We start from the raw sequence: 26,181 nt of genomic DNA, 5'->3' as shown, positions 1-26,181 counted from the left end.
ATAATTGTGTGTAGTAATGCTTAGTTGCGCTTAATTGCGTCCGGGTTTGAGGATATAAACACCAAGAATGTCCATTGGCAATTGGGGCGTAACACGGATTCGACCTTCTTTGGTAATGTCTCTTACTCGTCGATGGCTTTGTAAAAGTTCTTGCGTTCTTTGGTTAGCGAAATTTTCTAAGCTTGGCTGTAGTTCCTCCAACCTGCCAAGTAAATCCGTAATTTCCATTTGTTTAATAGCGGGTGGTACATCGCCCACTGGTTTGGCTTGTTGCAGTAATGATGTTGCTTCTTGTTGTGACAACCAAGTAGGACTAGACGGAGAACCAGTAAAACCAATGACAGCACATTCTTCTGCCAACAAGCTTTGCTGTTTAGGACTGTTCAATAAATGCCGTAACCTAACCAACAATAGAGTTGTACGTTTTTGTACAACATCAGTTGTAGTTAGACCACATCGTGCAGCTATTGGGTCTTGAGTAGGGGAAAGAGCTTCTTCTAAGATGTAACGGGCTAACCCTTCAACTAAAGGATGATTGCGTCCCGCATATTCCGCATTTTCTGGTGCTGGGGTCGTAAATGTGAGTAAACGGGACTTATCGCCTAACGTTGACTTCAGGAAATCGGGGGGTTGTGGAAGTAACCATCCTTGCTTTTTCTTGATCAGGGAACATGACAGGCGATCACACGCTGATTTCACAAACCGTTCTACATCTTCCTCATTGCCTAAAATCTGGTCAGAGTCGATTAATTCCTGTTCGACTTGTTCAGGCTTGATAGCACGTTGAGCAAAACGAGTACGGTTGATTTTTTCCCGTTCTACGGCGTTGTCCCAACTCTTATGAACTTTATCAACAGCAGATTCTTCTTGAAACTCAAATAGAGATAACTGTATGGCTTCAGTAGCCTGTTCAAACAAAGACTTAAATACAGCTTCTGCAACTGTACTACTTTCCATTGGTACAGGAACAGTAACGCCCAAAGACTTGTGGATTTGTACAGCTTTGCGAATCAGCACTTGTAATACTGCACCATCCACAGGGTTATCTTCACCATAGATCAAACAGCATTTCACTTGTAAAGCAGTTTGACCATAGCGGTCAATTCGTCCTTCCCGTTGTTCAAGTCGGTTGGGATTCCAAGGTAAATCGTAGTGAATTGCCGCGTTAAAATGTGATTGTAGGTTTACCCCTTCACTCAAACAGTCTGTAGCCACCAGAACTCTTTGAGGATAAGACTTTAACTCTTCTAAGCGGATTTCTCGCTCATCCTCTGATAGTTCGCCAGTGATGGCAATTACCCGAATTTGACTCCCCTTTTTCTCTAATTTTTGTCTTAAAGCCTCAGCTACATAATTTGCCGTGGCGATATAACGACACCAGATAATAGGATTAGTTTCCTCTTGTAGCATTGATGTCACTGTGGCAATTGAGGATTGAAGCTTCTGGTCTTTGCTACCCTGCAATTTTTCTGCCAGTTGGACAAAAGCTTTTAACTTGCGCCTGTCTGCATCTTGATAACTTTCTTGCCCTTGTTCCATGACCACAGTTGGTGATGCGTCAACTGCTTGCTCTTGTTCTGTCGGATCATGAACGTAAGAACTCATCAAGTATTCGTCTAACTCAGCCAGTGGGCGATCGCCTGATTTACTGACTTGGCGATTTAAGGTAGCTATCGCGGCGGCTGGAGAAGACATGACGCAACGAATCAACGCCAAAGCTGACCAATATCTTCCCCTACGTTGGGCATGGCTCATGTCTGCTGTAGTTGTTTTTACCAGTCCACGAGCAAAGCTGTAGACCTGTTCAAATAAATCTTTGTATTCTTTCGATAACTTGTAAGATTGTTCTACAGAATCTCTTTGGGGGAAGGGCGTTTCATTTCCCAGCCACAATTTAACATCTGCCCTTCGACGCTGAACAAAATGATTGGCTAGTTTATCTCGTTGCTTGTCTGTTAAGCGGTCTAGAGTAAAATTCTCAAAATCTGGCTGAAGTAATCCCAGTAGCGAAAGGAAAGATTCTTCAATTCCACTGTGAGGAGTTGCAGTCAGCAATAGTAAATGCTGGTCTTGTTTCTTGGCGATTTCCTGAATTAACTGGTGACGCTGCTGTTGAGATGTAATTTTATTATTGGGACGAGCGCAAGTATGAGCCTCATCTACGATTACTAAATCAGGGCAGTGGGTAATAAAACTGGCTCGACGGCGATCTGACTTGGCGTAATCTAAGCTAACAATTAGATGACGATAGTAACTAAATATATGAGAAGAGTCGGGTACATCTCGCTCCAATTTGGAGGCAGTGCCAGAACGTACTACCACCGCGTCAATATGAAACTTTTCGCGTAATTCTTGCTGCCACTGATCACATAGGTGAGGAGGACACAGCACAGCCAAGCGTTTTACTTCTCCCCGATCCAGAAGTTCACGCGCAATTAATCCAGCTTCAATAGTTTTACCGATGCCAACATCATCAGCTATCAATAGTCTCAGTTTCTCTAGCTTCAGTGCCATCAATAAAGGAACTAACTGATAAGGACGAGGACGCAAGGATAAACGTCCTAAACAGCGAAATGGGCCAGCACCGCTACGGAGTAAAAGACGTGCAGCATCCATGAGCAAAAGTGCTGCTTCATGGTCTTTTACGCTCGTAGCTTGGGGTAGAGGAAACGTTGCTGGCTCAATATGCTCTAGCTGTTCTTCTAAAAGCCTTTGATAAATTCCCGTTATTTCATCCTCGTTACCCGAAAGTGGACGTAATCGCACCACATCCTGATTTTCTGAAGGTATTACTACCCATTGCCGACTGCGACATCTGACTATAGAACCGGGTGAATGGTTCACGGTTTCCGCCATTGTTAGCCCTAATCAATACTAAAAATTGCAAGTAGAAATTAAATAGTAAATATCGATACTTACTTTTAATACTTATGAGCATCTCAGTTAGACGCTTATAAGTCTTTTCTGTTTTAATTTACACTTAAGTATTATGAGACTGAGGATATTACTTAACTTAGTTTATTTAGATAAAATTTTTAATTACTCTCATCAAGCTCAGTTCAGTTTTCGCTGAGTACCTGAAATTTGCCATTGGGCAAAATCCGATATTGTAGAGCAATACTTGTAGTTCTCATTGAGTGGGAGCAACTTGCTAGTTTTGCCCTAATATTGGTTTAGCTCTACTTGTTTGATTGCAAAAAATTATACACAATTTCTAACTACTTATGTTAATTTTGCTATAGCTTGCTCGTAGTCAGGGTTATATGGACTTTGTTGTTGTCGATACCGAGGGTAAACCAGAATTAAGTGAATTGGCGATTGTGGATAGTCGAGGTCAGTTGATTTATGAAGGGTTTTCTAGTGATTATCCCCATCACAACAAGAATCTGCCTAACCTCAAAAGTCTCAAAACTCTGCTGTCAGATTTCTTGACTATTGTTCAAGGTAAAACAATAGTTTGCCACTATGCAGAACATGACATCAAGATACTTCAGTCCAGTTTTCGCAGAGTTGGTTTGCTTTTCCCCAAACTAGAGTTTGATTGTACTTGCGAGAGAGCAAAAAGTGTTTGGACACAAATAGAAAGCTACTCACTAGAGTATCTGAGCAAGCATTTGAATTTGCAGGTGGACAAACGCTATTTTGTTCGGGATATGGCTCATGCTGCGCGATATGATGCACAGTTCACCTATCAACTTTATCGCCAGGTGATAATCGAGCAATTAAAGCAAAAGCCCAACCCGTTTAGTGGAAGTAGAGTTGATACTCCGTTTCAGACTCACTCTGATTATTTTGCTACATATCGCCAAGAATATCTCACTCTTGAGTCTGTTTTGACGGATATCAAACTAGATTCCAATCGTCAGAGTAAAGGGGCTGTAGTCATTGGAGAGCCAGGAACGGGTAAAACCCATTTAATGATGAGATTGGCCAAGGAACGATTATTTAATAATCGGTTGTTGTTTATCCGTCAGCCCAATCATCCCAAAGCAGTGCTGTATCACATATACAGCCGGATTTTAGAGTCCTTAATACAGTCGGTTGGTTCTTCTACACAGTTAGACTATTTAATTATCAATAGTTTTCATAAGATTCTCAGTTTCCGAGTTACATCTCAAAAAGACCAAGAAATTATCAAAGCGTTAGAAGATAAAAACCTAGATGCTCTGGGCGCAGAAGGAACTGGGCGCAAGCGTGAATACTGGCAGCACATTGAGAAACGGATCAGTGAGTGGTGGGTGAGTCATTATTCTTCTGGGGGTTTTGCGCTCTCCATTCTCAAAGGAATTGTGAAGTATTGCAGTTATACTGACCCGCGACGAAAAGATATAGCCACCCGTTGGTTAGCTGCCAATATTTTATCTGCGGAAGATGCAGAATTAGTTGGTTTACCAAATTGGGGAGAAGACCTCAGCCAAGAAGCATTTTCGCTGGAAGCAATTTCAGTTTTAGCAAAATTATCTATTTTGGATGAGCCTTTAATCATCATTTTTGATCAGCTAGAAGGGCTTGGATTATCTCATAACCGAGAAATTTTATTGAATTTTGGGGAAGCCATCAAGGAAATTTTTACTCATGTACCCAATAGTTTAATTATTCTCAATATGTTTCCTGACCGATGGGAACACTTTCAATCTAGCTTTGATAACTCTATAATTGGTCGAGTCTCCCAGTTCCAAATTTATCTACGTCAGCCAGAAGAAACAGAACTTAAAGCAATTCTTCAGGTGAAGCTTCAGGATGTAAATGTTCCTCTAGAATTATTATTTACCTGTGACGATTTAGAAGATATTCTCGGACAAATGCCAATTCGAGCGGTATTGAACCGAGCAGCAGACTATTACAACTACAGAATTCGTCAAATTCCTCTACCATCTGTCAAAGAAAATCTGCACAAATTAGATAGTAAAGAACAACTCCAACAACAGCTACGCATTGTAGAGCAGCAGCAGCAAAAACTGACCGAAGCATTTGTCAAGCTAGTGCAAGCAATACAAGAACCAGGATCTGTTGACTTAACAAAATTGTGTCAGCAGCTTCTCCCTCAAGTTCCTAAACTTGAATTAGATTCTTCAAATAATATTACTGATTACTTGACTCAAAAAAAGGCTGAACTTGAGCAAAAGTATTGTAATATCCCCATTATATCTGATTATGATGATATTGGTAAATTAAAGACTATTGCTGAAGCTATAAATCATCTAAAACCCATAAGGCTAACTCAGTATCGTTTGGGAAAACGAGTTTTACCAGAACATATTGTAGTTGAAACTGATAACAAAAACTATGTAATGGGATTTCTGCAAATTGACCCAAGTACCATATCTTTCACTAGCAGAATCACTAATTTCAATGAGTTAGTAAGTTTGCATCCTCATGACCGCTTTGGTCTATTCCGAGATGAGCGTTTAACTGAAATCAAGGGTAAAGTGGGGAAAGAAAGAATAACTCAACTGAATAATTCCCCTAATGGAAAGTTTAAATTATTCGCAAAGCAGGACAGAATTGCTTTGGATTTGGCCTATCAAACAATTATTGACATTCAAAATAGAGATTTAGATGTTGATTTAGAATCTGCTTTGAGAATCTTTATTACTCATGATGAGTGGTATCATTGGCTGTTCAGTATGTTTGGTTTTAAGAAATTTTTTGCTCAGGCAGCATGAACATTATCAAATTATCTAAATAACAAATTATGGATATTACAACTCATCGTTTTGACCTACTGGCTATTTCGAGGCAACCCCAAGTATTACCGCATTATCGATGGCATCCGCGTCTCCCTTGCAGATGCCTTGGCTTGCCACACGCTATGCCAAGGAAATGGCGGCTGGTGATGGGGTGCTAATTGGGAAATCTGGGATCAGGCAGGGATATATGCGATCGCTGGGATTATTGAATCACCCAAGATTATCGCCAGTCCGCCTGATATTGGCTACTGGATTGAGGCCAGCCGTATTGGTGTTAAATCTTGTGCCAAGATTCGATTTACTAGCAAGCTGTTAGATAAACCTCTATTAAGGGAAAACTTAAAACAAGACCCTGTGTTGAAAAATCTGAATGTCATTTGTCAGCCGAATGCTACCAATTACAAGATTACACAGCAGGAATAGCTGCCCATTTGTGAATTAAGAAAGAAAGTCATTACTAGCCTTGCTCCTTACGTATATTAAGAAGTCAGATTACTCAAGCTTAATTGCTTTAGTCACAGTTATAGAAACATATGACATCTCAATCATCAAGTAATCATTCTGCACCAATTGATCCTCAAATTGAGCTAAAGAAACTACCGGGGTTTCCCATAACTCTCTTTTATTTTAAAAAATATGATGGATGTAAAGCTTTAGTAGTTTTTTTGTTTGCTTTATCTTCTATTTATTTCTTCTCAGGATTTATTGGGTTTTTAATAGATCACAATAAATGGGTTCATGATCTATTTTATGGTAAGCCAGAGGTTGTAATTGCTAGCAAACAATGGTGGGAGTTCTGGAAAGGAGATAACCTTATCACCAATGTAGTGAACAGCACATTAAGTTATATAGATATAGTTTTTAGGTTATTCATCTTTCTTTGTGCTTACTGTTTAACTTGGGCAACTTTCGATCCTAAAAATATAGAAGGATACATAATGGGTTTAATCAACACTAGTTTAGGAATAATTTATTTACTATCCCCTCTAGATATTATCCCAGATATATTACCAGTGATTGGAAGCCTCGATGATACCTTCTTAGGTATTGGGATGGTTGTCTTGGGTATCTCAGGATGGTATAGAACTAAAATGCGAGAAGTAACAACAAAAAATTTTCTTGATTTAGTAAATCATGGTAATAATCAAAAAGCATTACAGTTACTTCTAGAAGATAAAGGGATTACTATTATTTCTAAAGAAGTTAGTAATAATTAAAAATGGTTATATTTTTTTGTAAGGAATTACTATACTAAGTAAAAATTAACATTTAATACATTTTTACTTAGTGTTTTTGCACTGGCATTTGCTTCATAAGAGATAGAGATACATTATGAATATTACTACTATCCTTGACCAGATTGATATGGGCAGTATTGCCTTACCGGAGTTTCAAAGAGGTTATGTATGGAATCGGGAGCAAGTACGTGGATTGATGAACTCACTCTATCGTAAACATCCTGTTGGTAGTTTATTAGTATGGGAAACAAAAACAGAGCAAGCAGTTGACCATGCTCGTGGAGATGGGAAACTTTCTGCTGGTACAGTTAAACTACTGCTTGATGGACAACAACGTATCACATCCTATTATGGTATTGTGCGAGGTAGACCACCTCAGTTTTTTGAAGGAAATGCTCAAGCTTTCACAGGCTTATATTTTAACTTAGAAGAAGAAATATTTGAATTTTACGCTCCTGTCAAAATGAAAGATAACCCATTATGGGTAAATGTTACTGAACTGATGCAGAAGGGCGTGGGGCTTTTTATTCAGCATTTACTAAAAATTCCAGAAATTAACGCTCAGTTACCTACTTATATAAATCGCCTAAACCAGCTTGAGGGCATTAAAAATATCAATCTACATATTGAAGAAGTTACTGGAGAAGACAAAACAGTTGATATTGTTGTTGAGATATTCAATACCGTTAATAGTGGCGGAACTAAGTTATCCAAAGGTGATTTAGCATTAGCCAAGATTTGCGCCCAATGGCCTGATGCTCGTACCGAACTCAAAGCACGTTTAGAAAAATGGAATAAGGCAGGTTTTGATTTTCGTTTAGAGTGGCTACTTCGCTGTATTAATGCAGTTATTACCGGAGAAGCGATGTTTTCTGCGCTTAAGGATGTTGATACCGCTACATTTCAAAATGGTCTACACAAAGCAGAGAAAGCGATTGATACTCTACTGAATCTTATTTCTAGCCGTTTGGGGCTAGATCATAATCGGGTACTTGGTGGTATTTATGCCTTTCCCGTAATGGTGCGTTATCTTGTTGAACGTGGTGGACAGTTCAAAGATCATAAAGAACGCGACAAATTATTGTATTGGTATGTGCATACATTACTGTGGGGTAGATATGCAGGCTCTACTGAAAGTGTACTAACGCAAGATTTGCACGTATTGCAATCTGGGGATAATTCCCTTGACCAGCTAATTGCTAACTTAAGACAAAATCGTGGTGATTTGGAAATTAAAGCTATTGATTTCCAAGGATGGGGGATGGGAGCAAGATTTTACCCATTGGTGTATATGCTCACTCGCGTACATCAAGCAAAAGATTGGGATAGTGGGATTGAACTATCTAAGCATCTTCTGGGGAAGAATAACAGCCTAGAAGTTCACCATATTTTTCCGAAATCTCTACTTAAAAAAGCTGGCCATCTAAAATCTGAAGTTAACGCGATCGCTAACCTGACCTTTTTAACCCAACAAACTAATCTCAAAATCTCAAACCGCCACCCTTCGGAGTATTTTGAGGCGTTTGAGCAAACCCAACCAGGAGCGATCGCCACCCACTGGATACCAATGGATCGTAGTTTGTGGCAAATGGAAAACTACCACGAATTTTTAGCTGCGCGTCGTGAACTCTTAGCTCAAGCTGCCAATAAATTTTTGAACAGCTTGCTCGTTGGCGATATTCCAGAACCAAAAGCGACAGATTCCATTTCAGAAAAAGAAGTCATCGAAATTACCACTGATATTGCACCACTAGGTGAAGAGCAGGTTTTAGAAGAATGCAATGACTGGGTGCAAGAGCAAGGATTACCAATCGGTGATTTGATGTATGAACTGATCGATTCTACTGGAAGAGCGATCGCCGTCTTGGATTTAGCATGGACTAACGGCTTACAAGAGGGTAAAAGTCAACCAATTGCCTTAATAATTGATGCAGATAAACAAACAGAAGAAGCTGCAAATAACTTTGGTTTTCGATACTTTACCGACATCAATGCCTTTAAAAACTATGTTATCCAAGAGGTTCTAGCTATTGATTTTCCGTTAGTGAATCATTACAAACAAGCTTTCATGGCTATTAGAAGTCAAATGACTGATGGCCATAAGTTGATGCTTAAGGCTCACTACAATGCCCCTGCACAAACCATTACTGCTACAGAGTTAGCGCAGGCGGCTGGGTATGAAAATTATAATGGTCCAAATCTGCAATACGCCAGGATCGGAGAACTGCTTGCAAATCATTTAGGCTACTTGCCACCTGAACGCGAAGACAACGGTAAACCGTTCTGGTCACAGGTATTAGCTTCTGGATACTGGAAGAATTTGGAAGATAGCAAAAATAATTCTCAACGAGAATGGCAATGGCAGTTACGCCCACAGGTTGCCCAAGCTTTAGAAGACTTAGATTGGGTTTAAACCTCGTGGCAATAAAACTCTTTAATCTTCAAACTAATTCCAATTTTTTAATTGAATGTTACAAATTACAAAATTATGCGACTTGTTTATTAATTCAGAGAAGCTGTAAGATTATCAATTTATTATGAAAACTCTGCAACAATCACCAACCTTAAAAGCTACTTTTCAAGAGAAAATAATTGCTAAAAAAACTGCTAAACATCAGGAAATTCACCAAGCTTTAGGTGATACTACATTAGGTGGGTTAGCTTCATTTGTTTATGAGTTTAAGCAAGCCAAAAACCAATTTAAAGGCAGCATGGGTGAGTGGGGCGTATCTGCAATCTTCAAATGTTTCCCTGATACTTGGGTGATGTTCAATAATGCTCTAATACCTACTAATAACTCAGGTGGTTTAACTGAGATAGACCACTTGATTATCGGTACAAGAGGAATTTTTTTACTAGAAATCAAGACTTGGAAGGGTTCTTTTACGGCATACAACGACAAGTGGAAACGTCGAGAAGGTAGTAATTGGGTAGAAATATCTAACAGCCCAACATCTCAAAGTGCTTATCATCAAAAGATGTTTGCCCAATGGATAAATTCTGTAGTGCCTAACCTACCCAATACTTGCGTTTACGCTCCTGTAGTGTTCCCGATAGCTAAATGGTTAGGAGTTAATAATTGTTCAGCACCAGTATTCCAAGGTGTACCCGCACTGTTACAGACAATGGTTGGTTGTCCTGAGTGTTTGACCGAACAGCAAATACAGGCGATCGCTGATGCTGTTGCTAATTACAAGATTCCTGAGAATACGACCCCGACACCTAGACCGATTCCTAAGCCAAAGCTCATTAAACGCCAGAATCATACTAATTAGGCTATTAAGTTCAACTATTACTGATCCAGATCACAAGCTGACGGATGAATACAAGTTATTCTTGATACAATTAAAAAGCCCCATCTACATAGGCAATGAATAAAACAGCTATTATCACAGCATTTCTAGTGCTGTTCTCTGGAGTGCCAACAATAGCACAGACCAGCTTACCGAATATGACAGTCGTGAGCATAGGTGATGGAGATACACTAAGAGTTCGCAATCAGCAAGGGAAACCCGTAACCATTCGCCTGGGCTGCATTGACGCACCGGAAATGAAACAAAATCCTTGGGGTCAGCAGTCTAGAACTCGTCTTGGTCAACTTTTGCCAGTGGGTCAATCTGTGCAAGTTCGTCAAATAGAACGTGACAAGTACAAAAGACTGGTAGCTGAGGTATTTGTAAATAACCGCTCTGTAAATCTGACAATGGTGCAAGAGGGGCAGGCTGTGGTTTACAGGCAGTATCTCAAAGGATGTGCCAACACCAAAGACCAATTCCTCCAAGCTGAGGCTGATGCCAAACAACAGAAGTTGGGCTTTTGGAACCAATCGCAGCCTGTGATGCCGTGGGATTTCAGACGAGGGAAAAAGAATATTCAGCCTAACACTACGCGATCGCAGCAACAACAGTGCGACCCTTCTTACCCGGATTTTTGCATTCCGCCGAACTTGTCAGATTTAGATTGCCGTGATGTTCCTTACCGCAGATTTAGGGTGAATCAGCCAGATCCGCATGGGTTTGACAGGGATAGGGATGGAATCGGTTGCGAACGGTAAATTGATGATTTAATTGAATCTACTTTTGAAGAAATAGCTAAGTAAATTAGGTAAAAGTATGAAAAATAATAGGGCTATATTCGGTATTTCAATATTAGGAATAGCTGTAACGGGAGCCGTAAGTGTTAGTTTTTTAAATTACTTACAGAAACCAAAGTTAAATCAAGGTTCTATTATTATTGGAACTTTAGGCGGAGCTAAATACCAGCAACCGCTCGTTAAGTATTTACAAGACGAGCTTAGACCCAACAGTTTCATAGATTTTATTTTAAAAAAACCTATTGATGTTCGTATCGATGGTAATGAAGACCTTTCTTATCAAGAAGCTAAAAATATTATAGTCCAGAAAAAATGGGACATAGCTTTCACTTTATCTCCTATGCTATCTGTGGTAGCTAAAGATAACAAATATGAATATGCCGCTAGAATGTTTCCAGATAGACCACCCTATTACCAATCTGGTATTTATGTGCGATCAGACAGCCCTATATATTCACTTAATGGTTTAAAACCAAAAACTACTGTTGCTTTGGGTGGATTTAACTCAGCATCTAGTTTTTATATGCCTGTATATGATTTATTTGGTAAAACTTTAACAATTAATATGGGGCATCGAGGCTCTACAATTAGAGAGATGGTCAAGAGTGGGAAGGTAGATATAGGTGCTGGTGCAATTGGTGATACAGTAAATCCTAAAGATCCAGAAATTAGAATTATTCACCAAAGCCGCAATATTCCTAGTTCTGGGGTTTATTTATCACCTAATCTTGAACAGGAAGACCGTAATACAATAAAAAAATTGTTGTTAAATGCTCCAAAAGAAATAAAAGAAAAAGCTAATTATGGTGCAGATAAAGAACCTGATTATAGCGCTTTTTTACAAATCGTAAGAAGAACAGAACAAGTGCTGTCTTGTTCTGACTTCCAAAAAAATCCTGTTCCTTTATTTTGCCGAACTTCACAACCTGATCTTATATCTAAAAATACTAATTTTGATGGAGTTATTGGGAGAATTAATGGATGGAAAGCAATTAATGCAAACGTGGTGTGGTTAAATCTGATTAGTGAATCAGACAAAAAAATATATAATATTGAATTAACAAGAGAAATTATTAATCAAATTCCTGGCATTACTAATGTTATTGAACTCAATAATCGTAAAATTCAAGTAAATTCTCCAGCGAGACAGCTTACAGATGCTTCTTGGCTAATTAAAGTAACTCAAGCAGATCAATTAGTTTTGCTAAATTAAAGATTTATCTATGATTTACTCGCCTAATTTTAATTTTCTTGTAACCCACGAAGTTTACTTGGTTGAACTCGCTACATCAGCCGAGAGATATTTCAAAGATGATCCTCTTGCTTGTCTAACGAAACTGCGACGTTTTGGAGAACTACTTGCTCAGTTAGTAGCGGCAAAATTAGGAATTTATGTAAAAAATGATGAAGACCAGTACCGCTTACTCAGACGCTTAAAGCAAGATGGCTGTATTCCTAATGATGTTTATCGGCTTTTTGAACAAATTCGTAGGAATGGAAATCAAGCAATTCATGCAGATCAAGGTGATCATCAAACTGCATTAGATACTCTTCAAATTTCTTGGAATTTAGCCATTTGGTTTCACCAAACTTTCGGGAATGACATAGATTTTAATGCGGGGGCATTTATTCCTCCCCCAGATCCACTTGAAGAAACAGAAGCTTTAAAAAAACAATTAGAAGCACTTCGCCAAGAAGCCCAAAACAATCGTGCTGCTGCTGAACTTGCAGAAGCTAAATTGCTTCAAGAGGCAGAACTCAGGCAATTAGCCCAACATGAAGCCGAACAAGAAAAACTTAATGCTGAACGAATAAAGCAACAATTAGAGCAAATACAAATATTGTCTCAAAATAAATCACTTGGTAGCTTTCAAAAAACCCAGATTCTAATGTCTCAAGCAGCTACTAAGTTAAATTTAGAAAATATTAAAACATCCGCAGCTAATAAAACATTTAGGTTATGTTTAAATCCTAATTGTGGGCATGAGAATCTTTCTGATACTAGTTTTTGTATTAAGTGCGGCTCATCTCTAGTTTTAAATGGTAGATATGTGCCTATTCGTTTTTTAGGTGAAGGTGGATTTGGGCGTACTTTTGAAGCTGTTGATATAAACAAGTTAGATGAACGTTGTGTAATTAAGCAATTATTTCCAAATCAACCAGGAACAAATAAAAGAAAAGAATTTTTAGAATTGTTTGAAAGAGAGGCAAGGCAGTTAAATAAATTAGGAAAACATCCTAATATACCTAATCTATTAGCTTTTTTTCAAGAGAACCAATATTACTATTTAATACAGGAATTTATTGATGGTAATAATTTACGCCAGGAAATATTAGAAAACAAGCAATTTTCAGAAGAAGAAGTTAAAAATTTTCTGAAAAAAATGTTGGAAATAATACAATTTATTCATGAAAAAGGAGTGATACATAGGGATATTAAACCGGAAAATATTATTAAAAGGGAAGATGGTACTTTTGTTTTAATTGATTTCGGAGTTTCTAAAAATATAAGCTTAGAATCTAGTGCAAATAATTACACGGGTACAGTGGTTATTACATCAGGTTATACACCTATAGAACAGTTGCGAGGTCAAGTTTATCAGTGTAGTGACATCTACGCATTAGGTGTAACTGCAATTAGACTACTAACAGGTGTATTTCCAGGTAGTAGAGGTGATGATGTCCTTTTTGACACAAATAATAATACTTGGGATTGGAGAAGATATTGTAATGTTAGCGATAATTTAGCTAAGATTCTTGATAAAATGATTGCTTTTCGATGTCAAGACCGTTATCAAACAGCAACAGAAGTTATTAGAGCATTAACGGTACGAAAAAAGTGGACATCGCTACCTAAAGGTTTATTATTAAGTGTTGTTTGTTTTTCATTAATTGTCTTTTCACCTATATTAATACATCTAGTACAGCTAATATCTAGATCATCAACAACTGAGCCTGCTAAAGTTTATTCTGATTCTCAAAATAACTCTCTAATTACTGGGCAAATCAAGCAGTACAAGAGTGAAGATGGTAAATTAATTTTTACTTTATTTACTCAAGAAAATCAAGCCTACTCTTTAGTTATAGCTCCTAATTTGCTAAACCAAGTTGCCAACGCTCCACCACCTTATGGCTTAGTGGGCAAAGTAGTAAAAGTTGTCGGAGTTCAACCTTTGAAGCAAAATAATACATTAGAGCTTCAAATAGAGAGACCCGAACAACTTCAAATTGATTGAATAATTTTCTTGAAGAAAGTTTGAAAACTCAAGGATATCGGTAACAGAAAACAAAAATTTTATATATTATTTGCCAGATAGCCAGCGAACTAACGAATCCTTGCGCTGTTGAGCCTTTTCGGATGGACTCAGTTCAAAGGGGCTTTGCTTTTTGAAAGCTTGAGGATTATACATTCCAGTTTCCCAGTTACCATACATAGGATTCGGCAATGCAATGTAAGCAGGCTCTATAGTTTTATTATTAGGAATAGAGTCAAAAATTCCATAATAGTTTGAGTATTTTTCTACAGATTTACGCCGTTCCTGATTAGTGACACCAACCTTCTCATCAAAATCGTTGAGATTGTCACCGATTAAAGCAATTACAGTATATTTTTTGCCGTCAGCTTTAGCAGTTTCTATAGCTTCCCGCCGCCATTGCTTTGAAGTGTTCTCTTTGCCATCAATGATTTTGGTAAACTCACCTTTGAGTAATACGGTTTTAGGATTGACACCTTTGAACCCGACTGATTTCAAATTATTGATGGTTGCTATCTCTAAGTCATTATTTTTGCTAACCTTTTGGCTGCTTCTGTCTCGGTTAGAGATAAAGAAGACTGTACCACCATTGCTATTAACGTAATTTACAAACTTAACTGCACCAGGGATAGCCTTAGCTTTGGCGGCTGCAACCCATTTATTCCAGGTTGATGTTTCAAAACCGCTATTAGTCCCAATTAGACCACCTTGGTAAGCACTATTGTCAAGAACTGTTTCATCAATATCAACAATCACTGCTGGTTGCTTTACCCTTTTGGCTTTGGCTTGGTCAAAGACAATTTTGGCGATGTTAAATGCTTGGTAAGTCAGTGCTTGATACTCTCCCGACTGCTGTACCCAGTTAATAGCCAGTACGGACTGTTCATTTAGCTGTATGTTAGTTATCTCTGCGGTATCTTGCTTGAGTCCTACAAGAAGCAAACTTGAGGTGAGTAATGTAGGAAATGCAATCAGCTTCAAATATCGATGATACATTTTATTTTGTGATCCTTGAGTTAGTTGAGCGGATATCTGCCGTTAGCGAATTGAACTGTACACTTATAGCACACTGAGCAGAAATGTCACTCTATTTAATTAGCTGGACGATGCCGTTCTGTCCACGCTTTGGCGATCGCAACTTACAGTTCATTGCTCCTTATTAAATGGGAATTATAGAAGTAGTTAAATTTGTGATCGCTATGAAGTTATTGAATTTCCTCAAACCCAAACCAGCGCAAACGACGATTGAAAGTTATGGGCAAACCAGTAGTGGGCTTGAGCAACAGCAGATTCAGTCGATAATGGAATGGCTGTTTGCAAGTTTGCTCAATGTGGGGTATTTCGGCAAGTCGCATATCATCTGGTATAACGGCGATGAACTAAAACCCAGCTTGGAGCAAATGGTTAAGAAAGCAATGCGTCGGGATGAACCAGTGTTTCTGTATTGTTGTGATGCTAGGGTGTCGCCTCTGCCTACCGAGTATTATTACTGGCGGATGATGAATGAACACCCGTCGATGAGGATTTATCAGTTAGAGATTAAAGACAAGGATTAGTTGCATATTTTACTTATCTATATTATTCGCCACTGATCTAGATCACAGGCTGAGGGATAAATGCTAGTTACACTAGATACATAAATAATACTTAAATAAAGTTCGAGTAATCGCCTATTGTAGAAGCTTTACCTCATTGCCTAATGCAAAGTGTAGAGCCATCATGCTAGATGAGCGATTTTTGGATGTTATTTAACCTAGAACAATTTTGGACAAACAAAGTTATAGATAATGAACAAGCGGATAAAAACTTGGTTATTCATTGCGATCGCTTCATTTTTAGGTTGGGTAGGTATAAGTAAAATAGGTGCTATTGCACAGGGATATTCAGGACAGCAGGAAGCGTTAGCTCAAGCCCAGAATTTAGTAACAACAAGCAATATTAATAGCTTAGATTTGGATGCTTTGAGGATTAATGATGCTAAAGTTAAACAAATAATTGCTACTTTAGAAAAAATTCCTAACTTACCAGGACTACCCTATCAAGAAGCAGAAAAGAAACTAGCTCAATTACGCCTTTTTTCAATTGAATTAGAGTCAAAATTGAAAATAGAGGAATCAGCATCAGCAAATTTGGCAGAAGCTCTAAAATTAGATCAAGAAGCGGCAGCAGTTGTTAAAGGTCAATATTACCGTTCAGAGTCTTGGCAAGAAGCAAAAGATAAATGGGAAAAAGCTATTAATTTGTTGAACCAGATTCCTGCTAATACTAATGTTTCCGATGTAGTAAAAAAAGGTTTAGCTGCTTGCCAACGTAACTATTCTGATGTTGCTAAAGTTATTGCAGAAGAAGAAAAATCTTTCCAAAATTTAAAATCAGCCATTGAAATAGCACAAAAAGCGGCACAACTGACGGCTAATTCGCCTTATACTTTACCAGACTTGATTAATGCTAAATTGCAATGGCAATTAGCCATTAGTTTATTATCTAACTTATCTCCTGGAAGTATTGCAGCTACAAAAGCAGAATCGCAAATTGTTGAATATCGCAAAAACTACCGTAATATTAGTGATGCAATAGACCAAATAGAGAAGTGTAAAAAAGATAATTTAAGCTTTGAAAGTTCTTGTACAGATAGTATTGCATTAAATATTACTACACCCAGTAATGAAATATTAGCAGACAATGATAATCAAGAATCTACTACAGAAGAATCTGAAGTAGCATCATCTAATTATTCTAGTAGTGATGATGAACCTTATAGTTATCCTTCAAGTTATAGCGGATTTAGAAGCCGATCGGTTTATGTTGGTTCTTACACCCGTAGAGACGGAACCCGTGTTAGCGAACACTATCGTAGTAGTCCAGGGACTAGAGTAAGTGGTTTTGGTAGTTTCCGTTCTGGAGGCTCTAGCTCATGAATCTTACGAGAAAACAGTTTTACGAACAATATAAAGACATCTTTAGTTGGTATGATGCCGATGGATATGCCTGCTATGATGTGCTAACAGTTTCCCCACAAATAATCGAAAAAGTTAAACAAGCTGCTGCTAACGTTTGGCCAATCTTACTTCAAGCAGCAAATATAATGAGGTCTTTAGATACTGATACACTACTAAATTTTGATTATCCTGCTGAGACATTACGTCTAATTAAATCGAGTATACAGCCTCCTTTTATTGCTAGATGTGATTTTGCTATAAATAATGATAAAGTTTACTTACTAGAATGTAATGCAGAAGTGGCTACATTTATTGCAGAGACATTCAAAATAAATGGGATAGTTGCCAATCATTTTGGTAAGACAGACCCTAATCAGAAAAGCGAACTAATACTACAAGAGCAGTTAAATAAATACATTGAGTTAGCAGCAGAATATCTTAATAAGTCTCCTCAAGATTGTCATATTATTTTTTCTGCCTTATCTCAAGCCGATGAAGATATCGGCACTGTAGAATATTTACGGTCTTTGTGCCAATACAAATCTGCCTATTGCCCTATAGAAAAAATTACAATGGATGAGCAATATGTTTATGACGATATAGATAGAAAAGTGGATATTATTTATCGCTTATATCCTACAGAATGGATGGTAGAGGATAAAGATCCTAATTTGGGTGTGAGCCTTTGGGATTACTTGGAACCCTTGGTTTATGATAAAAAAGTAGCTTTAATCAATCCTTTAAGTTCGTTTATCATTCAGAATAAAGCTTTGATGGCTTTGATTACAGAACTAGAATTAGATAATTCTCTGAAAAATAGTCAAAATGGTTATAGTCATTTTCTTCCTACTTTTATGGAAGATTCCCACATTAGTTATCCTTTTGTTTCAAAGCCAACCTGGGGACGTGAAGGTAAAGAAGTAGAAATCTTTAAGTCAGAAATATCTCTAATAAATAACCCCTCTCCTGATTACAGCCATTTGTATAAAGTATATCAGCAGTATGTAGATATGCCTTTAATAAAAATGGAAGAGGATACTTACACTTTACAATTATCCTGTTTTCTCATCAATGGAATACCCGAAGGAGTTGGAGCAAGAATAGGAAAAGATTTAATTACTAATACTTCTAAATTTTTACCAATAGGGTATTAATGATATTTACATTCCATAAACAGCAATCTTGATCTGTAAAAGTTTCCTCTCGAAGATCAAGGAAAAGTTACTAACCACAAAAATAATTCAAGCATACCCCAGCTACTGATCCAAATCACAGCCTGAGATACAGGTGTAAGTTACGCTCGATACAAAAACTTAGCTCATTATACATAAACAAATGAATAAAGCAGCCATCATTACAGCATTTCTACTGCTGCTCTCTGGAATACCGACTGTAGCACAGCCCAGCTTACCGAGTATGACAGTGGTAAGCGTTGGTGATGGAGATACACTCCGAGTCCGCAATCAGCAGGGGCAAAGCGGAACCATTCGCCTTGGCTGCATTGATGCGCCGGAAATGAAACAGAATCCTTGGGGCCAACAGTCCAGAACTCGCCTTGTACAATTGCTACCAGTGGGTCAGACTGTGCAAGTTCGGCAAATAGAGCGCGATAGATACAAAAGGCTCGTAGCTGAGGTATTTGTAAGCAACCGCTCAGTGAACCTGACAATGGTGCAAGAAGGGCAAGCTGTTGTTTATCGCCAGTATCTCAAAGGATGTGACAGTACCAAAGACCAATTTCTGCAAGCTGAGGCTATTGCCAAACAACAGAAGGTGGGCTTTTGGAACCAATCGCAGCCGATGATGCCTTGGGATTTCCGGCGAGGGAAAAAGAATATTCAGCCTAACACTACGCGATCGCAGCAACAACAGTGCGACCCTTCTTACCCGGATTTTTGCATTCCGCCGAACTTGTCAGATTTAGATTGCCGTGATGTTCCTTACCGCAGATTTAGGGTGAATCAGCCAGATCCGCATGGGTTTGACAGGGATAGGGATGGGATTGGTTGCGAGAGATAAATTAATGGTTTAATTAATAAAAAGTTTTTATTGACACTAATAAACTTAACAGTTTAACCATAAACATCCAATCTCCCAACAGAAATAATTATTAATCACCTTAAGAAGGAACTATGACTATTTATGGTGAAATATTCCGCTTGAGAGAAATGAAAAAGCTCCTAGTAGGTTTTGACTAGAAGCTTATCAATTTATTGCTTGGTAATTGCAGTATAGGCATTTTCAATTTACTTATTCTTCTACTGTAAGAATTAAGCTAAAGTTCAAATGCAACTCAAGGAATAGTGGAATATGGAGTAAAGCGATCGCACTTCCATTACAATCAATCTTCTGAAACTCCTACTAATACCAGTTCACGAAAAATCTGATACAGATGTAAACCTTGAAAACCTTGCTGCATCTAAGTTTTTTAATTGCGAATTGCGAATTGGTATAACAGGTACGTGCCTTGTTATTATGAAAATTTTGAGATGAGTAATAATTTTCAGGAGTGTTGCTTTTGTTTGAGAATAATACCGGAAACGCCAAAAACTAATATAGCTAAGGTATAAAATGGTTCAGGAACGGCAGCAACAATACTTACCCTATTAATCCCAAAAGCACGGTTCGGTTCAGAACTGTTAAAAACGAGTCGTGAGATATTGGCTATGTTGCTACGAACGCCAATAAATTGTGCTGAATTATCCAGTGCTAATGAGGAAGTACCTTGTATTGAAAAAGTATCTAGTAATTTATTTGTTTGATCAAAAGCGGAAATGAATAAGGTAAATTCTGAAGTATCGTCAACAGATACCTGAGTTCCTGCACCAAAAACAGGTTGTTCAAAGGTAATACTCAAAGGGCCTGGGTTGCCAAGAGCGGGAAACGTACCTGGCTGTAAACCAGTCAACAAAATTAAATCGCCGTTGGCAAAATTTGTGGGAATACCTTGAGGTGGGAAAGCGGTTTGAAACACAAATGGAGGAGTAACACCCGCAACAAATGGAATGTTTACTCTAAGTCCTAACCCACCACCAGATGTAGCCCTAAATGAATTAGACAGAAAATCTGCCCGGTTGGGAGCAAAGGGGTTAAAGACTTTACCCAAGCTCAACCAATCAATTTGGTCATTAGCCTTCAGTGATGCACGCTCAGTTACCAATGTAACTGCTTTAGCTGGTAACTGTAAAAAGGCTATTGAAGCTATAATCGCTAGTTTTGTAGCAATCACAGGTAGATATTTATTGGTGGCTAATCTCACAAACTTCCTTCCTATTCCCTGAATAAAGTTATCAAATTACTGTAAGCGGCCAAGCTTATTGTTGATCGTCAGGGAAAAGGAGCTACACAATGATTAAATATTTTAAAGTGAGTGGTACGCAAGTTAACGCCAAACCAAATATTTATGAGGATGAGCGGGTGCGGGTGTTGGTGTCGGGAATGAAGAATTAGTAACTTATGTTTAATTTTGTGGGCGTGAATGCTTATGAACACTACATCCAATATTTAATACTCTACTCAGGCAAGGTTTCATTTTTTCAAGCGTACCATCCTAATTTAATTAGTGTAATTATTGAGGATTAGCGAAGGAACTCAAAAATACAGGAAATTCAAGTGCATGAGCCAACTAACAGTGCTGATGAAGCCGGCTGCCGAAATGATAATTCTAGCGTTCTGCAATAGATTCATATTACTGGGTTAGTTAGCAGGAAGCACAATCTTAGCCGTACCAAGGTTAAACCTGGCTTAAAGAAACTTCTCAGCATTTTGGCTCAAATTCGCCTTATGCTAAAGCCCGAAGGAGAAAAATATGATGAAAAAGCATATGTACCGCCTTGGGTTGTTCAAAGCTCTAACTCTAGCTTTATTAGTATTGTCATCTGCCTTCGTCCCGAATGTTCTAGCAAACCAAAGCAGAAAGCCTGCCAATTTGGATGGCACAACAACACTCCAAAGCATACTGTCAAGCTCTCATCGCTCTGAGGAAAATCGGCAAAGAGACAAGTATCGTCACCCAGCACAAACTTTGTCATTCTTTGGTTTACAACCCGACATGACAGTAGTTGAATTATGGCCGGGAAGTGGTTGGTATACCGAGATATTAGCTCCATATCTGGCAGTCAAAGGACAACTAATCGTGACGAACTTCGCCCCAAACGACAGTAAAATACCAACAGTAGTTTTCCAGCAAAAGTTAGCTACAGCTTTTCAGCAGAAGTTAGAAGCTAACAAAGAAGTTTTTGGCAAGGTGAAAGTTGCCCTGATTAATCCGCCACAGGAACTAACTTTAGCTCCAGATAACTCTGTAGATATGGTTGTTACTTTCCGCAATATTCATAACTGGGTAAGTGCAGGCTATGCCGAGCAGGTTTACGCAGCAGCGTATAAAGCACTTAAGGCAGGAGGTATTCTAGGAGTGGAAGAACATCGTGCCAAACCAAGTATTTCGCTCCAAGAGAGTATAAAAACTGGCTATATGTCAGAAGATGGCGTAATTGCGGCGGTGGAGAAAGCAGGTTTCAAATTGGTAGGCAAGTCAGAAATTAATGCCAACCCTCAAGATACTAAAGATTATCCTGGTGGTGTTTGGGCATTACCTCCAACCTTGAGGCAAGGGGAAAAGGATCGGCAACGTTTTATTGCCATTGGTGAGAGCGATCGCATGACGTTAAAGTTTATCAAGCCTGAAGATGTCGTAAATAGCGGCAAGAACGCAAATTGAAAATAAATACTACCTTTTTTACAGATGATTCTTGACATACTCCCTCGAATCGGCTTCTCTATGAGACGCTTGAGTGAACGCTAAATTCGGGGGATTCTAGGCTCAAACAGTGATTGCAGGTATAGTCTGTCTGACATCACCTAACCCAACAGTCGATGCCCCAACTGCACAAATTACCTTAGATGCTAATGAAAAATTCCCCTACTTCAACGAAGTAGGGGTGAGTAATTCAATACTAATTAATTGAGTAAAACTAGACTAACAATCTTACATTATTAATACTTGACTAGAGTGAATTTTTTAAGTAAAATCACTAAAATTTTAATTTATTTTTTGAGTTATGAATAAATACTTTTTACTACTAGCAGGAAGTACATTATTATATATACCAAATGGAGAAGCAGCATTGGCAGGTGGTTTTAGTCCATCTCCTTTATTTCCAACAGTAAATAATTATCAAACAATTGTTACAACTAATGGGGATTCAGCAGACATCTACTTTCCTCATGTTGCTAATTCTACTATTAGCCAACAAAAGTATCCTATTGCCTTATTTTTGCCTGGCTCTCGTGTTGAGACATTACAATATTCTCAATATGCTAGCATTGTAGCGAGTTATGGATTTACAGTAGTTGTTCCGAGAAGAATTCGTACTCTACCAGCTTTTGGATTTACTGGACTGTTACCAGAGGCATCACAAATTAATGATGTTTTAAATTTTATAGTGGCGGAGAACTCAAATCCCAATTCACCGCTCACAGGTACTATTGATACAAATAATTTAGTATTATTGGGTCATTCTTTTGGCGGTTCAGTTGGTCTAACTGCGATAGATAATTCCTGTATTTACCCAGTATGTGAAGGACAATTTCAAATTCCTCAAGAATTACGAGCAGCAGCATTTTTCGGCACAAGTATAAATGTAGGAACAGGTCAATTTATTCCCATTGAAAATCAAGGGATTCCTATAGCTTTATTACACGGAAATTTAGATGGATTAATACCTATAGAACTAGCGCAAGAAAGTTACAATTTAGTTCAAGAGCCTCCTAAAGTACTAATTACTATTAATGGAGTTAACCATTATGGTATTACCAATGTTAATAATCCTGTTGGTGCTAGATTAGATTCAAATAATCCAACTTTATCTCAGGATAAATCAATTGAAATTGTAGCCCGTTGGAGTGCGCTTTTCTTGCGAGGTTATGCACTTAATGATCAGGATGCTTTGGAATATATCAATAGTTCAGGTGATGCACTTGATCAAAATGTTACTGTAACTATTCAAACACAAACTGTACCAGAAACAAATCCAGTTTTGGGTTTACTGAGTATAGTTGCATTCACTATTTTTCCGTGGGCGAAAAGTTGGAAGAAGCAACAGTAAAATCCTGATTAGCAAAAATTTTACGAAAAGAGCGATTACTATCGATGCGGATTTACGATGCTTGGTGTTCGCGTAGCGTTCCCGCAGGGTGGGTAAATTCATTGGAATCCCCGTGAAGCAAAAATCCCCGAATTAGAAATTCGGGGAGTGCCAAATCTTGCATCTCTACATATAACCCCAGATAAAGTAAAAAGATGCGCGATAAAAATACCTTACTCTTATAGGCTTTTATCGCTAAATCTAAGTTTTCGCTTTTTTACTGAGTAATAAATTTGCTTCAATTTTTCTTGGTACAAGATGTGAGCCTCCCACGGAGGCGATCACACGCTCTTGCAAAAGATGAAACAAGCACATTTTACAACCCTTATATAGTAAAGCTTTAGTAAATATCGGTAAAATGTGCTTGTTAAGAGCATCAATTAGTAATACTTCTATATTTGATATTCTTTTCCATCAGATGAGATATGCCTGGATAAGAAATAAAATTCAGTTGCAAAATCCGATTTTGAGGATCGTTATCCCAGTGGCTATAAACACTTTTCCAATCCTCTAAAAATTCTGGCTGGACTTGTCCTAGTATCTGCACCAGATGATAATAAATAGAAATATTTGTTGTCTCATCGACGTTAACATCTTGATGAGTTTCTAAATCGAATTGTAAAAAGTGTTTATCTTCTTTGTGACTAATCTGAGCATGGTACATACCTGTTAAGTAACGACCAAGTTCTGGAGATTTGACTGCTGCATCCAGCATATATTCTGTAAAATTAGTCCCTTGAATAATCAAACATTTGTCAGAGCGACCAGTAACAGCTATCAAATCGGGATATTCATCGTTGGTATTTGCCAGAATATTAACTAGAGATTCATCTTGAAGGTTCAGCAATTGAGAAGAAAGAACAGCTTGTTTTAATTCTTTCCAACCATATAAAGCAACTTGATCAAAGAGGATATAGCGTACTAATGGAATACCTTGCCAACGAGTTATACAAAGATTTCCATCTACAGTCTCTATAAAAGCGTTTCTATCTATAAAATGAAAAAAGTGCGGAACTGGTGTTTTCATGCCCAAAGAATTAGCCAGATTGGGGTGGCGATAAAGTAATTTTCTCAGGGTCACTGTTGCCAGAGATTCTACCCCTAGACTACCTGTATCACAACTACCGTAAATAGAAAACATGAATGGTGTTGCTTCTTCTACTTCGGCGTTATTTTGGAGAGAAGTTCGCAAGCTTTCAGGAAACGGTTCACCCGTAACTACATACTTGATTTTTTCCCAAGGTAAAGATTGATTTAACTGTTTAGCTTGCAGATGAAAATGAGCGATCGCTGATGGTACAATAAACACAATGATCTGTTCTACAAAGGAATCCATATGAGAGATCATTTGGACAATCTCTTCTAACTGTTTCCCTGGCGAAAATACCACAAAAGGATAAGGTGTGTTAAGCGCTACATTTTTTAACACCCAAGATAAATGCTCTCCTCCCATCCAACTGCTAAGGCTCAAACCAACGATTGCTAGCGTTTTTTTTTGGTGAATAGCAAATGTAGATTCCAGAAACGTCTTCATGACCGCAGGATAAGACTGACTGACAGACTTCATTCCTAGCCAATAAAAAGGATTACCAGAAGAACCAGAAGACCGAAATATTTCAAAAGCTTCTTCACTGTCGTCTGCTAATAGCTCGGAAAATGGATAAGCTAGTATATATGAATTTTTATCTAAATAAGGCAAATCTTCAAATTGGGGTTCCCCTGTAAGATTATTTTTTTGTAAAAAAGACTTATATGCGGGTACAGACCTTTGAGTGCGTTGTGCGATCGCTTTAGCAGTTTCTTTTGACCCCAGAAAAGTTTTGACAAATTTTTGAGTCATGATACAAGCTCCTGAGAAATTAGTAAATATCATATTTGCAGGTAATTGACGAAGCTATATCCTCTAGCCCTTGTCTAACTTGAGTGAAAGTCAGCATACAAAGCAAATATATTTTATGTTTATAGAGATATCAGAAGCTAAGGACGGAGTTATGCAGATTCAAAAATAAATTCGTGAGATTTTTATCTATTGTGGCGAGTATTTTAAGTTTTCAGCGCTGGTCTAAATCACAGGCTGATACATAGATAAAAGTTATTATTAATACTATAGATAGACAATTATATACAGATAAATGAACAAAACAGCTATTCTTACAGCATTTCTACTGCTACTCTCTGGAATAGCTGCTGTAGCCCAAAGCAACTTACCCAGTACGACAGTAGTAAGCGTAGGTGATGGAGATACGCTACGAGTCCGCAATCAACAAGGGCAGCCAATTACCATTCGTCTACTTTGCATTGACGCGCCAGAAATGAAACAAAATCCTTGGGATCAGAAGTCTAGAACTAGCCTTGTACAATTGCTACCAGTGGATCAGACTGTGCAAGTTCGGCAAATAGAGCGCGATAGATACAAAAAGCTCGTAGCTGAGATATTTGTCAACAATCGCTCGGTGAACCTGACAATGGTGCAAGAAGGAGAAGCTGTGGTTTATCGGCAGTATCTCAAAGGATGCGCCAACACCAAAGACCAATTTCTGCAAGCAGAGGCTAATGCCAAACAACAGAAGTTAGGCTTTTGGAATCAATCACAGCCCGTGATGCCTTGGGATTTCCGACGAGGGAAGAAAAATACTCAGTCTGCGACTACTCAGACTCAAGTGCAATCATGCGATCAGCGAAGCTGGGCGGTTACGCCATCGCTCTTACCCAGATTTTTGCATTCCGCCCAATGCAGCAGACTTGGATTGTCGTGATATCCCCTACTGTGACTTGAATCATTAAATGAGCCAACTTGTGAACCATAAAATAAGCCACAAGT

General features: G+C 38.2%; 19 protein-coding genes. 15 read left to right on the top strand and 4 right to left on the bottom strand.

Annotated elements, in window-relative coordinates:
- Window positions 1-30 precede the first annotated feature (30 nt).
- Window positions 31-2,856 carry a helicase-related protein gene (locus tag ACM5QX_RS26220; RefSeq protein WP_414756201.1) on the bottom strand — a complete coding sequence of 942 codons (2,826 nt, stop codon included), beginning with the start codon at window positions 2,854-2,856 and terminating at the stop codon, window positions 31-33.
- Window positions 2,857-3,263: 407 nt separating this feature from the next.
- Here ACM5QX_RS26220 and ACM5QX_RS26215 point away from each other — a divergent pair, with 407 nt between their 5' ends.
- From ACM5QX_RS26215 to ACM5QX_RS26180, 8 genes are all read left to right on the top strand, one after another.
- Window positions 3,264-5,666, top strand: coding sequence for an exonuclease domain-containing protein (locus tag ACM5QX_RS26215; protein ID WP_414756200.1), 2,403 nt, complete (start codon window positions 3,264-3,266; stop codon window positions 5,664-5,666).
- A 100-nt stretch (window positions 5,667-5,766) separates the two neighbouring features.
- Window positions 5,767-6,006, top strand: a complete 240-nt coding sequence (locus ACM5QX_RS26210) for a hypothetical protein (RefSeq protein ID WP_414756199.1) — start codon at window positions 5,767-5,769, stop codon at window positions 6,004-6,006.
- A 217-nt stretch (window positions 6,007-6,223) separates the two neighbouring features.
- Window positions 6,224-6,907, top strand: a complete 684-nt coding sequence (locus ACM5QX_RS26205) for a YkvA family protein (RefSeq protein ID WP_414756198.1) — start codon at window positions 6,224-6,226, stop codon at window positions 6,905-6,907.
- Between the two features lie 115 nt (window positions 6,908-7,022).
- Window positions 7,023-9,341 carry a DUF262 domain-containing protein gene (locus ACM5QX_RS26200; RefSeq protein WP_414756197.1) on the top strand — a complete coding sequence of 773 codons (2,319 nt, stop codon included), beginning with the start codon at window positions 7,023-7,025 and terminating at the stop codon, window positions 9,339-9,341.
- A 124-nt stretch (window positions 9,342-9,465) separates the two neighbouring features.
- On the top strand, window positions 9,466-10,203 hold the full coding sequence (locus ACM5QX_RS26195) for a nuclease-related domain-containing protein (protein WP_414756196.1): 738 nt from the start codon (window positions 9,466-9,468) through the stop codon (window positions 10,201-10,203).
- A gap of 95 nt (window positions 10,204-10,298) precedes the next feature.
- Window positions 10,299-10,982, top strand: coding sequence for a thermonuclease family protein (locus ACM5QX_RS26190; RefSeq protein WP_414756195.1), 684 nt, complete (start codon window positions 10,299-10,301; stop codon window positions 10,980-10,982).
- Window positions 10,983-11,040: 58 nt separating this feature from the next.
- Window positions 11,041-12,234 carry a phosphate/phosphite/phosphonate ABC transporter substrate-binding protein gene (locus tag ACM5QX_RS26185; protein WP_414756194.1) on the top strand — a complete coding sequence of 398 codons (1,194 nt, stop codon included), beginning with the start codon at window positions 11,041-11,043 and terminating at the stop codon, window positions 12,232-12,234.
- A gap of 10 nt (window positions 12,235-12,244) precedes the next feature.
- Window positions 12,245-14,257, top strand: coding sequence for a protein kinase domain-containing protein (locus tag ACM5QX_RS26180; RefSeq protein WP_414756193.1), 2,013 nt, complete (start codon window positions 12,245-12,247; stop codon window positions 14,255-14,257).
- A gap of 66 nt (window positions 14,258-14,323) precedes the next feature.
- On the opposite strand, the gene ACM5QX_RS26175 is transcribed toward ACM5QX_RS26180, so the two are convergent.
- A complete protein-coding gene (locus ACM5QX_RS26175) occupies window positions 14,324-15,271 on the bottom strand; it encodes a 5'-nucleotidase, lipoprotein e(P4) family (RefSeq protein ID WP_414756192.1) in 948 nt (315 codons plus the stop codon).
- A 203-nt stretch (window positions 15,272-15,474) separates the two neighbouring features.
- Here ACM5QX_RS26175 and ACM5QX_RS26170 point away from each other — a divergent pair, with 203 nt between their 5' ends.
- From ACM5QX_RS26170 to ACM5QX_RS26155, 4 genes are all read left to right on the top strand, one after another.
- Window positions 15,475-15,831 carry a hypothetical protein gene (locus ACM5QX_RS26170; RefSeq protein ID WP_414756191.1) on the top strand — a complete coding sequence of 119 codons (357 nt, stop codon included), beginning with the start codon at window positions 15,475-15,477 and terminating at the stop codon, window positions 15,829-15,831.
- Between the two features lie 231 nt (window positions 15,832-16,062).
- Window positions 16,063-17,193, top strand: a complete 1,131-nt coding sequence (locus ACM5QX_RS26165) for a hypothetical protein (protein ID WP_414756190.1) — start codon at window positions 16,063-16,065, stop codon at window positions 17,191-17,193.
- Window positions 17,190-18,368, top strand: a complete 1,179-nt coding sequence (locus ACM5QX_RS26160) for a glutathionylspermidine synthase family protein (protein ID WP_414756189.1) — start codon at window positions 17,190-17,192, stop codon at window positions 18,366-18,368. Before ACM5QX_RS26165 ends, ACM5QX_RS26160 begins: the two co-directional genes overlap by 4 nt.
- A gap of 181 nt (window positions 18,369-18,549) precedes the next feature.
- Window positions 18,550-19,233: a thermonuclease family protein gene (locus ACM5QX_RS26155; RefSeq protein WP_414756188.1), complete on the top strand. Its 684-nt coding sequence runs from the start codon at window positions 18,550-18,552 to the stop codon at window positions 19,231-19,233.
- A 484-nt stretch (window positions 19,234-19,717) separates the two neighbouring features.
- On the opposite strand, the gene ACM5QX_RS26150 is transcribed toward ACM5QX_RS26155, so the two are convergent.
- Window positions 19,718-20,473, bottom strand: a complete 756-nt coding sequence (locus ACM5QX_RS26150) for a hypothetical protein (protein WP_414756187.1) — start codon at window positions 20,471-20,473, stop codon at window positions 19,718-19,720.
- A 549-nt stretch (window positions 20,474-21,022) separates the two neighbouring features.
- On the opposite strand from ACM5QX_RS26150, the gene ACM5QX_RS26145 reads away from it, so the two are divergent.
- Window positions 21,023-21,934 (top strand): class I SAM-dependent methyltransferase, encoded by a 912-nt coding sequence (locus tag ACM5QX_RS26145; RefSeq protein WP_414756186.1) that lies wholly within the window; start codon window positions 21,023-21,025, stop codon window positions 21,932-21,934.
- 340 nt (window positions 21,935-22,274) lie between these two features.
- Window positions 22,275-23,321, top strand: a complete 1,047-nt coding sequence (locus ACM5QX_RS26140; protein WP_414756185.1) for an alpha/beta hydrolase family protein — start codon at window positions 22,275-22,277, stop codon at window positions 23,319-23,321.
- A 415-nt stretch (window positions 23,322-23,736) separates the two neighbouring features.
- Here the strand turns inward: ACM5QX_RS26140 and ACM5QX_RS26135 are convergent, their stop codons facing one another.
- Window positions 23,737-25,200, bottom strand: a complete 1,464-nt coding sequence (locus tag ACM5QX_RS26135; protein ID WP_414756184.1) for a hypothetical protein — start codon at window positions 25,198-25,200, stop codon at window positions 23,737-23,739.
- A gap of 292 nt (window positions 25,201-25,492) precedes the next feature.
- On the opposite strand from ACM5QX_RS26135, the gene ACM5QX_RS26130 reads away from it, so the two are divergent.
- Window positions 25,493-26,116, top strand: a complete 624-nt coding sequence (locus tag ACM5QX_RS26130) for a thermonuclease family protein (RefSeq protein WP_414756183.1) — start codon at window positions 25,493-25,495, stop codon at window positions 26,114-26,116.
- The last annotated feature ends 65 nt before the right edge of the window (window positions 26,117-26,181 follow it).

This window comes from Anabaena sp. CCY 9910 (assembly GCF_963920875.1).
Classification (GTDB): Bacteria; Cyanobacteriota; Cyanobacteriia; order Cyanobacteriales; family Nostocaceae; genus Trichormus; species Trichormus variabilis.
The sequence above is the reverse complement of the archived record's forward strand: the minus strand, read 5'-3'. Positions and strand labels throughout refer to the sequence as shown.